Below are 12303 nucleotides of genomic sequence, written 5' to 3'. Positions count from 1 at the left end.
ACCTCAGTGACGTGGCCCGCAAGGCGATGCCGGCCGTGGTGTCCATCACCACGCGCCAGGACCTCGCGGAGGTGGCTCCGGGCGAGGAGCCCCAGCGCGGCATCGGGTCCGGCTTCATCATCCATCCCGTGCCTAGGTTGCGCCGGGGCATTGGGTTGGATGGTGGTGGGAAGGCGGGGCCCATGGGTTGGACGCGGTTCGGGGGCGGCATCAGGGTGGCGGTGCTGGCGTGCGCGCTGGGGACAGCGAGCAGCGCCGGGGCCCGCACGCCCGGGAAGTTGTGGCTGGAGGCGCAGAACCGCGCCGTCTCCCGGCAGCACTCCAACCTCAGTGACGTGGCCCGCAAGGCGATGCCGGCCGTGGTGTCCATCACCACGCGCCAGGACCTCGCGGAGGTGGCTCCGGGCGAGGAGCCCCAGCGCGGCATCGGGTCCGGCTTCATCATCCATCCGGACGGCTACATCCTCACCAGCGCGCACGTGGTGGACGGGGCCTCGGAGGTCACCATCTCCATCCGCAGCGCCAACGGCTACGTGGAGGAGTTCCCCGCCACGGTGGTGGGCGAGGACGAGCGCACGGACTGCGCGCTCCTCAAGGTGGACGCGCCCCGGAAGCTGCCGGTGCTGAAGCTCGCGTCCGCGTCCCACGTGGGCATCGCGGACTGGGTGGTCGTCATTGGCAACCCGTTCGGGCTGGCGCACTCCGTGACGGTGGGCGTGGTGAGCTACGTGGGCCGCACGGACGTGACACCCAACGGCCGCGACGGCGACTTCGACTACCTGCAGATGGACGCCTCCATCAACCCGGGCAACTCCGGCGGGCCGGTGTTGGACCTGCACGGCGACGTGGTGGCGGTGGCCAACGCCGTCAACGTGTCCGGCCAGGGCATCGGGTTCGCCATCCCCATCGACATCGCGAAGACGGTGATTCCGCAGCTCAAGGCCCACGGGCGCATGCGCCGCGGGTGGATGGGCATCAGCGTGCAGGACTTCTCCCCGGAGGTGGCGCAGGCCTTCAACCTGAACCCGCGCGGCCGGGGCGTGGTGGTGACGGACGTGGTGGAGGACGGCCCCGCGGCCCGCGCGGGCCTGCGCACCGGGGACGTCATCCTGAACATGGACCGGCTGTCCGTGGCGCGGGCGCACACGCTGCGCTGGCAGGTGGCCGCGCGCGGCGTGGGCCAGAACATCCGGCTGCAGCTGCGCCGGCTGGGCCGCCCCATGACGCTGAAGGTGAAGCTGGAGGACCTGCCCCTGGTGGAGTCGCCGCCGTCCACGCTGGCCTCGGGTGGCACGCCGGGCGAGCGCACCGCCGGGGCCCGCTCCGTGCTGGAGGAGCTGCTCTCCCCGGTGCCGCGCACCCAATCCGGACGGTCCGGCGGCATTCCCAAGGCCGAGGACGGCCTGGCTGCCCCCTGACGGATGGGGCCTTCAGGGCCCTGGCGGGGCTCCAGGCTCCTTGCGTTCCGCGAAACCCGGCGATACACCGTCCGCCTTCACATCGTGGCGGATCCACCCACAGGTGGCGTCACGGGTCTTCAAGCATCGTTTCGCAGGAGAATCCGTACCATGGCCGAGGCCACCCAGACGACGAAGCTCACCCATTGGCCGCGCACCGCCAAGGGCGGCGGCAAGAAGGCGTGCACCGTGGAGGGCTGCAAGCGCCCCTACCGCGCCAAGAGCTACTGCTTCTTCCACTTCAAGAAGTGGCGCCAGGGCGAGCTGCCCCACACGCGCTACCGCGTGTGCTCCAAGCCGGAGTGCCGCGCCAAGGTCGGCCCCAAGGCCGGCCTGTGCGAGAAGCACTTCGCCGAGACCTACAAGAAGGAAGCGGCGGCTTAAGTCGCCTCAGGCTGTTCGCGTGGCGCCGGCCCCCCGCCTCACTCGCGGGAGGTCCCCGGCGCCACCGCGCGGCCCAGATGCTTGAAGGCGTTGAGCCAAAGCTCCGCCTCTCGCTGGGTCAGCCGCGCACGCATCAACGTCCGCTCCAGTTCGTGCAGCACGTGCTGCGGCGCCTCCGGGTTGAGGAAGTCCGCCGCCAGCATCGCCGCGCGCATGCGCCCGCTCAGCGCGTTGAGCGTCCCCAGCCGCGCGCCGGCCTCCTCCTCCTGAGGCAGCACGGGCGCCGACGTGAGCCCCTGCCGGTGGCAGAGGTACAGGAGCACCGCGGAGGACTGCGCCAGGTTCATGGACGGCTGCACGTCCGACGTGGGGATGACGAGCAGGTCCTGGCAGTGGGTGAGGTCCTCGTCGGACAGCCCGCGCTGCTCCCCTCCGAACAGAATCGCCACCCGCCCCCGCGTGCTCTCCTCCGCCAGCCGCCGCGCCGCGTCCTCCGGCGTCAGGGGGGCGCGCTTCACCACCTGGGTGCGCGACGTGGTGCCCACCACGTACACGCAGTCCTCCAGGGCCTCCGCCAGGGTGGGGGCGACGCGCATGCCCGAAAGGATGTGGCCGCTCTTCACGGCCATCTTCTCCGCCAGGCTGAAGTCCTGGACCACGGGTTCCGAGAGGATGAGACGTTCGAAACCGAAGTTCGCCATGACCCGGCAGACAGCCCCGAGGTTGTCGGGTGAACGGGTCTGATGAAGGACGACAGTCAGCTCCGCACCTGGTCGCATGCCCCGGAGTTTAGCTGGTGGTGCGTCGGCGTGATCGGTATATTCCCGTTGATGCGTCGCTGGGTCCCTGGCCTGCTCCTGTCGCTGTCCCTGCTCACCACCGCGTGCGACGGCACGGGTGCGCCCGTGCGCTCCTCGCTCACGGCGCGGCAGGCGCTGAGCAGCTCGCCAGAGGTGGTGGAGTTCGAGTCCCCGGCCGTCCGCCTGGAGCTCTTCCGGGACATCGCCCGCCAGTCGGAGATGCAGGCCGGGCAGTCCGCGCAGGGCGTGGCGCTCTTCCCCATCATCCAGGGCAACGAGTTCGTCGCGGCGCCGGGCTTCGAGCCCCGCGCGGACCTGCTCCAGCCGCCGGACGCGGGCAGCGGCCTCCAGTTCGTCTTCGACGCGCGGACGGGCGACCGTTGGCCGGAGGACCGGAGGGAGAGCCTTCAGGGCCTGTCGGAGCGCGAGGCCGCGGAGCTGGTGGCGCGCACGCTGCTGGCGCTGTGGGGCATCCAGCCGGAGGGCGCGGTGCGGGTGGACCGGGCCGCGGGCGCGCCGTACGCGGTCGCCTACGTGGACGGCATCCTGCGCATCAACCCGGCGTTCCTCTACCTGGCAACGGCCTACGGTCCTGCTTCCATGACGGCGGGCCTCCAGTAGAGTCGCGCGCCTCATGAGCTGGCCCCGCTCCCGCCGCCTTCCGGCGGTCAGTGGCCGGGGCCGCGAGGCGCCTCCGACGTGAACACCTCCGCCCTCCACGCGCAACTCACCCACACGCTTCGCCAGACGGACCTGCCGTCGCTCGGCACGCCCTACAAGGGCAAGGTTCGCGACACGTACCGCAAGGGCGACACGCTCATCCTCGTGACGAGCGACCGCCTCTCCGCGTTCGACCACGTGCTCACCACCATCCCCTTCAAGGGCGAGGTGCTCAACCGCCTGGCGGCCTTCTGGTTCGACCGCACGAAGCACATCGTCCCCAACCACGTGCTGGACGTGCCGGACGCGAACGTCACCGTGGCGCGCGCCTGCCAGCCCTTCTCCGTGGAGGTGGTGGTGCGCGGCTACCTCACGGGCAGCCTGTGGCGTGACTACGAGAAGGGCACGCACACCGCCTACGGGGTGCCCTTCGCGGAAGGCCTGCGCAAGGACAGCGCGTTCGAAGCGCCCATCCTCACGCCGTCCACCAAGGCCGAGTACGGCAAGCACGACGAGCCCATCTCCGAGGCGGAGATTCTTTCGCGCGGGCTGGCCACGCCGCGCGACTGGGCCCGCATCACGGAGGCCGCCCGGGGCCTGTTCCAGGAGGGCCAGAAGTGGGCGCGCACGCGCGGCCTCATCCTGGTGGATACGAAGTACGAGTTCGGGAAGGTGGGCGACGAGCTCTTCGTCATCGACGAGATGCACACCCCGGACTCCAGCCGCTACTGGGTGGCGGACGAGTACGAGGCGAGATTCGCCAAGGGCGAGGACCAGAAGATGTTGGACAAGGAGAACATCCGCCAGTGGCTCATCCGCGAGCGGAACTTCTCCGGCCACGGCGCGCTGCCCGCCATCCCGGACGACGTGCGCGTGGACCTGGCCACCAAGTACGTGGCCGCCTACGAGCGCATCACCGGCACGCCCCTGGTGCTGACGCCCGGGGACGTGCACTCGCGCATCGAAGAGCACCTGCGGGCGAAGGGCTACCTGTAAGCCCCTCGCCCGTCACGGCCGCGCGGGCTTTCAGCTGGCGCGGCCGAAGACGCGCTGGAACACCGCGTCCATCTGGCGCGTGTGGTAGCCCGGGGAGAAGCAGTCGGAGACCTCCTCGGGCGTCATCATCTTGAGCAGGTCCGCGTCGTTCAGCAGGGCCTGCCGGAAGTCCACGCCCTCCTCGAACATCTTCATCGCGTTGCGCTGGACGACGACGTACGCGGCCTGCCGGTCCATGCCCTTGCGCGCGAGCTCCAGCAGCAGGCGCTGCGAGTTCACCACGCCGCCCAGCAGGTCCAGGTTCTTCTTCATCTGCTCCGGGTAGACGCGCATGTTCTCCACCAGGCCCGCGAAGCGGTGGAGCATGAAGTCCAAGAGGATGGTGGCGTCCGGCCCAATCACGCGCTCCACCGACGAGTGCGAGATGTCCCGCTCGTGCCACAGCGCCACGTCCTCCATGGCGCTCACCGCGTAGCCGCGCAAGAGGCGCGCCAGGCCCGTGAGGTTCTCCGACAGGATGGGGTTGCGCTTGTGCGGCATGGCGCTGCTGCCCTTCTGTCCCGGCGTGAAGGGCTCCTCCGCCTCGCGCACCTCCGTGCGCTGGAGGTGGCGGATTTCGACGGCGAACTTCTCCAGGCTCGCGCCCACCAGGGCGATGGCGGTGAAGAACTCCGCGTGCCGGTCGCGCTGCACCACCTGGCTGGAGGCGGGCGCGGGCGTGAGGCCCAGCTTCTGACAGACGTGCTCCTCCACGGACGGCGGCAGGTGCGCGAACGTGCCCACCGCGCCGGAAATCTTCCCCACGGCGATGGTGTCTCGCGCGTGCTGGAGGCGCGTGCGGCCCCGGCGCAGCTCGTCGTACCAGATGGCCAGCTTGTGCCCGAAGGTGATGGGCTCCGCGTGGATGCCGTGGCTGCGGCCCATCTGCAGCGTGTGCTTGTGCTCGAAGGCGCGCTTCTCCACCGCGGCCATCACGCGGTCCATGCCCTTCAGGAGCAGGTCCACGGAGTCGCGCAGGGTGAGGCCCAGCGACGTGTCCAGCACGTCCGAGGACGTCATGCCCAGGTGCAGCCAGCGGGCGCTGGGGCCCACGCGCTCCTCCACGAAGGTGAGGAAGGCGATGACGTCGTGCTTGGTGGTGCGCTCAATCTCCTCGATGCGCGCGGCGTCCGCTTCGGTGAAGTCACCGGCGCGGGCGAGGCAGTCCGCCAGCGCGTCCTTGGGGGCGAGGCCTTGCGCGACCATGCCCTCCAGCGCGGCGAGCTCCACGTCGCGCCAGCGGCGGTAGCGGGCGACGTCGGACCAGAGGGAGGCCATTTCGGGACGGCTGTAGCGTGGAATCACTCGTAGACCTTCACGGCAAAGTCCCGGCGCGCCGCGAACCGGAGCACTTCCAGCGCGACGTCACAGGACGGACCTGACTTCTTCGCGGCGGTGAGGTTGAACGAGAGGTCCAGGCCTTCGGGCCGCGCCACCGCCAGCGCGCCGGGGTCGACCTTCTCGAGGACGATTCTGTTCGCCAGCCTTCCCGCCTGCTGACCGAGCGCCAGCGGGGCCGGCGCGAGGGCCAGCGTCGCGCCCTCCTTCACCTGGCTGGCCGTGAGCGCCACCAGCGGCACCTTGCGAGAGGCACTGAAGGCGATGAGCGCCTGGACGACGGATGCGTTGCCCACGGTCTTGTCCGCAACCATCAAGAGGCCGTCCACCTTCCCCGCCGCGCCCTCCAGCACCTCGCCCGCGCGCTCCTGCGCTTCCACGGCCAGCGGGACGATGGTGAGCCCCAGGCCAGCGCCAACGGAGCGGGCCTGCGCCACCGCGCCCGCCGAGGAGCGCGGGTCATGCAGGATGCCCACGCGCTTCGCGCCGGGAGCCACGGCCTTGAGCGCGGCCAGCTCCGGCCCGAAGTCGCTGGTGAGCGCGATGCCGGTGACGTTGGGCGCTTCCAGGCCGTACTTCTCGTGGTACGGCACCATGGCGAAGAGCACGGGCACGTCCTCGCCCAGCGAGCGGCGCGCGGCGTTGGCGGCCAGCGGCCCCAGGGCGAGCACCAGCGCGGGCTTCTGCGCGGCCAGCGTCTTGAAGACGCGCGCGGCCTCGGCGGGGCTTTCCTCCAGGGTCAGCTCGGTGACGTCCGCGCGAGCCTCGGACGTGAAGCCGGCGAGGAAGGAGGCGTACGGCGCCAGGCTCGAGGACTTCACGGCCACCACGCGGGGCCGGGCGGGACTTCGCGATGGAGCCTGCGCGAGGGCGACGACGGGCAGGAGGAGCGTGAGGAGCGCGAACCTCCGGAGCGTCGTCATCACGGCGCGGTCTGGCAGCAGCGGAAGCCCACGTCCGCGGACTTCAGCGCCGGGGCGCCCCGGCGGCGCGCGGAGCACCGGGCGGTGTCTCCGGCCGTGTCGAAGGAACCGCCCTTGATGAGCAGCTCCTCGGAGTTGGGGAATTTGGAGGCGGTCCACTCGGCGATGTTGCCGGAGAGGTCCGCCACGCCGTAGCCGGAGCGGCAGGACTGATGGGCCCCTGAGTGCGCCAGGGTGCGCTCCGCGGCCGCATCCGTCGTGCCGGTGTTGCAGGCCGACTGGGCCTGCTCGTCGCCGGAGGAGAAGCGCGCGTTGCCAGGGCCCTTGCAGGCCTTCTCCCACTCTTCCTCCGAGCACAGCCGCTTGCCGAGTCCTTCACAGGCGGCCTTCGCGTCGAGCCACGTCGCGGAGACGCGGGGCTTCCTGCCGGCCTGGTTGGGGAACTCGTATTCGTCGACGCAGAACGATTCCACCATGACACTGCCCATGGGCATTTCATTGGTGGAGCCGGCTGCCTGCAGGTCCTCCGGGGACGAGCCCTTCTTGAAGCTGCCGCCGCTCACCAGGCGCATGCCTGCCGGACAGGAGCCCGTGGCCAGGATGCCGTCCCCCGCGGCGGCGGGCCCCGGCGTAGCGGGCGTGGTGCTGTTCTTCGCGGCCTGGGCCTGGCGCAGGCGCAGGTAGAGGTAGCCTCCGCCCGCGCCCAGCACGACGCCGGCCACCGCGAGGATGATCATCCACATCATCGAGCTGGGGCCGGAGCGGGCCGGCTTCGCCTGCGTGGCCCGCGTCGTGGGGAGCGTGTGCAGGCCGGAGGTCGACGGAGGCAGCCGGCGCGCCGAGGAGCGCACGCCCGACACTTCCGGCGGGGGTTCGCCCTTGCGTGAGCGGCCGCTCGTGGAGTTCTCGCCGTGAACGCCAGAAGCGCGGACCGCGCCCTGGGCCGCCGAGGCTCGCGGGGCGCGGGGACTCGACGGCTCCGAGCCGCGCGAGTTCACCGAAGACACCGCGCCCGAGGCCCGCGAGTTGCGGCCACCGCGGCTGGAGGAACGGGACTCCGAGGGCTCGTCGTCGTCGGAACTCCGGCCGGACCGTGACTCCGTGGCGGATGCATCCGCGTTGCGATGGCTGGGCCGGCTGTCGGAGGACACCTCGCCGCCGCGACCGGAGCGTCCGCCGCCCGACGAGGCTTCACCACGACCGGAGCGCTCGTCGCTCAGCGAGGCTTCACCGCGACCGTTGGAGCGCCCGTCGCTGGACGTTTCGCCCCGCCCACTGGAGCGCGCATCGCTGGATGCTGCTTCACCACGACCGTTGGAGCGCCCGTCACTGGATGCTTCGCCACGACCGTTGGAGCGAAGGTCGCCCGATGAGGCTTCACCGCGACCGGAGCGCCCGTCGCTGGACGCTTCACCCCGACCGTTGGAGCGAAGGTCGCCCGATGAGGCTTCACCCCGACCGTTGGAGCGAAGGTCGCCCGATGAGGCTTCACCCCGACCGGAGCGTCCCTCGCCCGCGGCGGCTTCACCCCGACCGTTGGAGCGCCCGTCGCTGGAGGAGGCCTCACCGCCGCCACGGGCCGAGGACCGCGCCTCGGCCGCGCCCTCCGCGGAGCGGGCGCCGCGAGGATCCGCCGGGAACGACGGCTCCTCCGCCTTCGCGAAGATGCGCATCACCGGCTCGGCGGCCTTGGCCGGAGCCGCGCGCGGTTCATCCGCCGGGCGCGAGGCCCCACGGACTTCCTGCTGCGTCGCCGAGTCGGGGGCCTGCCCCAGGAGCCGAGGGTCCTGCGCCGCCGCCTCCGCGCCCTTGCGGCCCGCCGGCGCCACCGCGCGCATCTCCTGCTGCGTCGCCGCGTCGGACACGGAGCGCGCTTCCGGCCCCGTGATGTAGTCCAGCGCCTGCGCGTTCGAACCCAGGATGGCCGCCAGCGTCGCCGCGTCCAGCGGCTGCGTCGCATCCGGCGGAGGCGCGTCGTCCACCACCGGGAGGGGCGCGGCCGGCGTGGGCGCGCTCGCCACCGGCATCATGCCCGTGGGAACCGGCGGCAGAGGCTTGTTCGCCGCGCGCGCGGCCACCGCGGACGGCGGCAGCGCGCCCGACGCGGGCACCGCGCGTTGCCTCGACGCCGCGGCCGGGTGCCGCTGCACCAGCGCCGCGAACTCCGCGTGCAGCTCACCGCCCGACTTCGGACGGGCCAGCGGGTTCACGTTGAGCGCGCGCCGGTAGAGGGACTCGAACGCGGGCGGCAGGTCCGGATGCCGCACCGACACCTCGGGCACGCCGCCGTCCTCCGGCAGGAGGCCCGTCACCATCTCCCCCATCAACACGCCCAGCGAGTACACGTCCATGCGCGTGTCCAGCTCCGCGCCATTCACGTACTCAGGGGCGATGTACGCCGCCGCCCGGTGCCCCTTCTGCGCCTGCACGAAGGGCAGGTGCGGCACCGCGAGCCCCAGCCCGTAGTCCGACACCTTCAACATGTCCGGCAGGACGAAGACGTTCTCCGGCTTCACGTCCGAGTGCGGCCCGAAGCGGTGCGCCCCGTCCAGCGCCGCCGCCATCTGCGCCAGCAGCGGCTCCACTTCCTTCAGCGTGAACAGCTGCCCCTTCGCCGCGCGCTGCTCCATCATCCGGCGCAGCGACAGCCCTTCCAGCAGCTGCATGGTGAAGAAGGGCCGGTCCCCGTCCACGCCCTCCTCGTACACGCGCACCAGGTTGGGGTGGTTGAGCTTCTTGCCCACCCGCATGGACAGCGCGAACTGCGTGCGCTCCTCCGGCTGCTGCACCAGCCGGGGCTGGATGACCTTCAGCGCCACCTCCACGTCGATGGCCTGGTCCTGCGCGCGGAAGACGAAGCCCAGAGGCCCCGCCCCAACAACTTCCTGGATGGCGTAGCGGTCCGCGACGACGTCGCCCGGCTTGTACGGCGCGCCCTCGGCGCCCTTGCGGCGCGCCGCCCCCGCCGCCTGACGCGCGGCCGCGTCGAACTTCTGGCCACACGTGGCGCAGGTTTCACTCGTATCGGGGACATGGCTGCCGCAGCGGTAGCAGAGCAAAGCAGTGAAACTCCAGAACAGGGCCGCGGGGGGGCGGCCTCCCCGGCGGACAGCCGAGGGGCTCCATTCTGCCCGCTCCGAGGCCGTTGAGGAACGACGTTGCGCGCCGGGACCCTAGCGGCCGGTGGACCCGAAACCTCCGTCCCCCCGGGAAGTCACCTCCAGTACCTCCACCTCCCGTAGGGCCGTGGCCGTCACGGGGGCCACCACCAGCTGGGCCACCCGGTCCCCCCGACGCAGCGTGAAGGGAGTGTTGGACAGGTTCACGAGCAGCACCTGCACCTCCCCCCGGTAGTCCGCGTCCACCGTCCCGGGGGAGTTGAGGCACGTCACCCCGTGCCGCAGCGCCAGCCCCGAGCGGGGCCGCACCTGGCCCTCGAAGCCCGGCGGGAGCGCGAAGGCCAGCCCCGTGGGGACCGCCATCCGCTCAAGGGGTTGGAGCACCCGCTCTCCGTCGATGTCGGCCCGCAGGTCCAGCCCGGCGGCCAGCTCCGTCTCATGGCGCGGCAGGGGCAGCGGGTCCGGATGCGAGCGCACCCGGCGCACGGGGACGGTCAGCGTGGGGTCCATGCCCCTCGCCGTAACACGCACCCCTGCCCCCCTCTACTTCCTGGCGGTGACGTCACGGGTCGTGTGACCCGGCCCTCACAGCTCGGTCGCACCGTCCGCCATGCGCAGCGCTGTTCGGAACCCGAACGGGTCCACGGGCCGAGCGGCCAGCTCCAGCTGGTAGTGCAGGTGCGGCCCGGTGGACCGGCCGGTGCTGCCCGACAGCGCGATGGCCTGCCCCTTCTCCACCCGCGTGCCCGCCTTCACCAGCAACTCCGAGTTGTGACAGTACGCCGTCGTCACGCCCCGCCCGTGGTCCAGCACCAGCACGCGGCCGTTGACGGAGTCCTCGCTCGCGCGGCGCACCACGCCCGCGGCCACCGCCGTCACCGTCGTGCCCGAGCGCACCGCCAGGTCCACCCCCGTGTGCATCCGGCGCGTGCGCAGCGTGGGATGGACGCGGTAGCCGAAGGGGCTCGTCACCGGGGCGCTCTCCGACACCGGCCACCCGAGCATCAGCGCCGAGGACAGCGCCAGTGCCTGCGCCGCGCCCACGGAGGAGCCCTCGAAGCCGGGGGGCAGCTGCTTCGCCAGGCGCTCCAGGCTGAGCGCCCCACCCTCCGCGTCCACCCGCTCCAGGGCGAAGCGCGCGGGCACCCGCCCGGCGAACACCGCCGTCACCCGCGCCTCCTCCGACGGGAAGTCCTTGGCGAGCGCATCCAAGAGCCGCCGCGTCGCCGCCGGTCCCTTCGCCGGATCCACCAGCGTCTCCGGAGCGATGCCCAGCTCACGCGCCAGCGCAAGCGATGGCTCGCGGGCCTTCGGGTCCAGGGCCTTCAGCGCCGAGTGCGTCCCCCACGCCAGCGCCTCCGCGCTCGTGGGCACGCGCAGGAGCATCGCGGCGGGCAGCGCAGCCGGCACGGGCACGGCCGTCCCGCTCACACCGTCGTAGTACGCGAGCAGCGGCCGGGCCGTGGTGCGCGTGTTGAAGGCCCAGGCGCCGGCGCGCCGCAAGAGCGCGCCCGCGGGCGTGTGGTGATAGGCGCACCAGACGCAGAGCAGCGCGAAGGTGAAGTCCAAGAGTCCCCGGGCGCGTCGAGCGAACATGCGTCAGGGCCTCAGCGCAGGAAGGACAGCACCGGTGCCGCGTCCCACGCCGCCGCAATGCCCAGCGGCGCCACCACGAGGCACCCCACGAGCCCGCGAGTCCACGCCCGCCGCGACCCCACCGATTCACACGCCGCATCCGCGTGCTGGAGGTTGCGAAGCACCGCGCGCCAGCCCAGCGACACGCTCACCCCGCACAGCGCCGCCACCGCCAGCCCCCGGGCCGCCCAGTCCGAGGCCACGTCGCCGAACAGCGGCCGCCACGACAGGTACACCGTGCCCTGGACGAGCCGGGCCACCGTGCACGCGCCCGCGAGCACCACGCCCGCGGTGGCCAGCGGACGCACCCACCGCATCGGAGTGGGCCGCCGCAGACAGCGCCGCAGCAGCGCCTTCCACGAGGAGGCCTCCGAAGTGGACGCCGTCACCGGACGCCAGGGCTCCACGGGGCGGGCAGCGTCGGTCTCGCGATAGCCGAGCGCCGGCAGCGCCAGGAGCAGGTCCGCCGCCAGCTCCCAGGCCAAAGCCAGGGCCCGAGCCAGGCGGGTGCGCGTCTCCAACGAAACCCAATCCACCATCGACGCGAGCGCGGGGAACTGGCCCACCCACGCATCGAACGCGGAGTCCAGCCGGTCCACCGCGGTGAGCAGCCGGTCATCCAGCGTGTCCGCCGCCGCATGCACGCCCACCGCGACCAGCGCGAGCAGGCCCAGCGGCATGAACGCCCAGCGGAACGCCCCCAGGAACCGGGAGACATCCGTGAGGAAACTGCTCGAAGGCTCCGAGGAGCTGGATGGGTGGACCGGCATGCAGCGCCTCCGAGGCGGTCCCCCATCAACGCGGGAGGCCCTCCCGGGGTTTTAAGCCTCCACCCCGCCAGGACGAAAACACCGCCCACTCCCGCCTCGCGCGCTCCAAACCTGTCCGACTGTCGGACAGGTTCGAGCGGTGCGCCGCCGCCGGGCGGGGAGCCCCACCCCCGCAATGACAA

The 12303-nt window shown here is 72.1% G+C and carries 11 protein-coding genes; 4 read left to right on the top strand and 7 right to left on the bottom strand.

Annotated features, from left to right (window positions below):
* Both D7Y21_RS36245 and D7Y21_RS36240 read left to right on the top strand, forming a co-directional pair.
* On the top strand, window positions 1-1418 hold a 1418-nt coding region (locus tag D7Y21_RS36245; RefSeq protein ID WP_233612420.1), incomplete at its 5' end, for a S1C family serine protease.
* A gap of 150 nt (window positions 1419-1568) precedes the next feature.
* The gene (locus tag D7Y21_RS36240; protein WP_120568219.1) at window positions 1569-1841 is read left to right on the top strand and encodes a vegetative protein; all 273 of its coding nucleotides are present in this window, start codon (window positions 1569-1571) and stop codon (window positions 1839-1841) included.
* A 38-nt stretch (window positions 1842-1879) separates the two neighbouring features.
* On the opposite strand, the gene D7Y21_RS36235 is transcribed toward D7Y21_RS36240, so the two are convergent.
* Window positions 1880-2620, bottom strand: coding sequence for an RNA methyltransferase (locus D7Y21_RS36235; RefSeq protein ID WP_121718119.1), 741 nt, complete (start codon window positions 2618-2620; stop codon window positions 1880-1882).
* Window positions 2621-2671: 51 nt separating this feature from the next.
* Between D7Y21_RS36235 and D7Y21_RS36230 the strand changes: the two genes are divergently transcribed.
* Window positions 2672-3262 (top strand): hypothetical protein, encoded by a 591-nt coding sequence (locus D7Y21_RS36230; RefSeq protein WP_121718118.1) that lies wholly within the window; start codon window positions 2672-2674, stop codon window positions 3260-3262.
* Window positions 3263-3340: 78 nt separating this feature from the next.
* The gene (locus tag D7Y21_RS36225; protein WP_120568216.1) at window positions 3341-4297 is read left to right on the top strand and encodes a phosphoribosylaminoimidazolesuccinocarboxamide synthase; all 957 of its coding nucleotides are present in this window, start codon (window positions 3341-3343) and stop codon (window positions 4295-4297) included.
* Window positions 4298-4327: 30 nt separating this feature from the next.
* Here D7Y21_RS36225 and purB read toward each other — a convergent pair whose 3' ends face one another.
* The 6 genes from purB to D7Y21_RS36195 all read right to left on the bottom strand — a co-directional run bounded on the left by purB (window position 4328) and on the right by D7Y21_RS36195 (window position 12121).
* Window positions 4328-5641, bottom strand: coding sequence for an adenylosuccinate lyase (gene purB, locus D7Y21_RS36220; protein WP_120568215.1), 1314 nt, complete (start codon window positions 5639-5641; stop codon window positions 4328-4330).
* Entirely contained in the window at window positions 5638-6597 is a 960-nt protein-coding gene (locus D7Y21_RS36215) for an ABC transporter substrate-binding protein (RefSeq protein ID WP_199724688.1), read from the bottom strand. The genes purB and D7Y21_RS36215 overlap by 4 nt, the downstream gene beginning before the upstream one ends.
* Entirely contained in the window at window positions 6597-9656 is a 3060-nt protein-coding gene (locus D7Y21_RS36210; RefSeq protein WP_121718117.1) for an SUMF1/EgtB/PvdO family nonheme iron enzyme, read from the bottom strand. The genes D7Y21_RS36215 and D7Y21_RS36210 overlap by 1 nt, the downstream gene beginning before the upstream one ends.
* 114 nt (window positions 9657-9770) lie before the next feature.
* The gene (dut, locus tag D7Y21_RS36205; RefSeq protein WP_120568213.1) at window positions 9771-10226 is read right to left on the bottom strand and encodes a dUTP diphosphatase; all 456 of its coding nucleotides are present in this window, start codon (window positions 10224-10226) and stop codon (window positions 9771-9773) included.
* Between the two features lie 75 nt (window positions 10227-10301).
* Window positions 10302-11312 carry a M23 family metallopeptidase gene (locus D7Y21_RS36200; RefSeq protein WP_120568212.1) on the bottom strand — a complete coding sequence of 337 codons (1011 nt, stop codon included), beginning with the start codon at window positions 11310-11312 and terminating at the stop codon, window positions 10302-10304.
* Window positions 11313-11323: 11 nt separating this feature from the next.
* Window positions 11324-12121 (bottom strand): hypothetical protein, encoded by a 798-nt coding sequence (locus tag D7Y21_RS36195; protein ID WP_120568211.1) that lies wholly within the window; start codon window positions 12119-12121, stop codon window positions 11324-11326.
* Window positions 12122-12303: the final 182 nt, after the last annotated feature.

The sequence above is a fragment of the Corallococcus sp. AB045 genome, assembly GCF_003668895.1.
In the GTDB taxonomy this organism is placed as follows: domain Bacteria; phylum Myxococcota; class Myxococcia; order Myxococcales; family Myxococcaceae; genus Corallococcus; species Corallococcus coralloides.
Note: the sequence above shows the minus strand (reverse complement) of the source record. Positions and strands in the feature narration are given on the sequence as shown.

What these genes read in the sequence shown, in the direction of transcription:
- D7Y21_RS36240 (WP_120568219.1), top strand. Translation starts at nt 1,569, where the DNA reads ATGGCCGAGGCCACCCAGACGACGAAGCTCACCCATTGGCCGCGCACC.
- D7Y21_RS36235 (WP_121718119.1), bottom strand. Translation starts at nt 2,620, where the DNA reads ATGCGACCAGGTGCGGAGCTGACTGTCGTCCTTCATCAGACCCGTTCA.
- D7Y21_RS36230 (WP_121718118.1), top strand. Translation starts at nt 2,672, where the DNA reads ATGCGTCGCTGGGTCCCTGGCCTGCTCCTGTCGCTGTCCCTGCTCACC.
- D7Y21_RS36215 (WP_199724688.1), bottom strand. Translation starts at nt 6,597, where the DNA reads ATGACGACGCTCCGGAGGTTCGCGCTCCTCACGCTCCTCCTGCCCGTC.
- dut (WP_120568213.1), bottom strand. Translation starts at nt 10,226, where the DNA reads ATGGACCCCACGCTGACCGTCCCCGTGCGCCGGGTGCGCTCGCATCCG.
- D7Y21_RS36200 (WP_120568212.1), bottom strand. Translation starts at nt 11,312, where the DNA reads ATGTTCGCTCGACGCGCCCGGGGACTCTTGGACTTCACCTTCGCGCTG.
- D7Y21_RS36195 (WP_120568211.1), bottom strand. Translation starts at nt 12,121, where the DNA reads ATGCCGGTCCACCCATCCAGCTCCTCGGAGCCTTCGAGCAGTTTCCTC.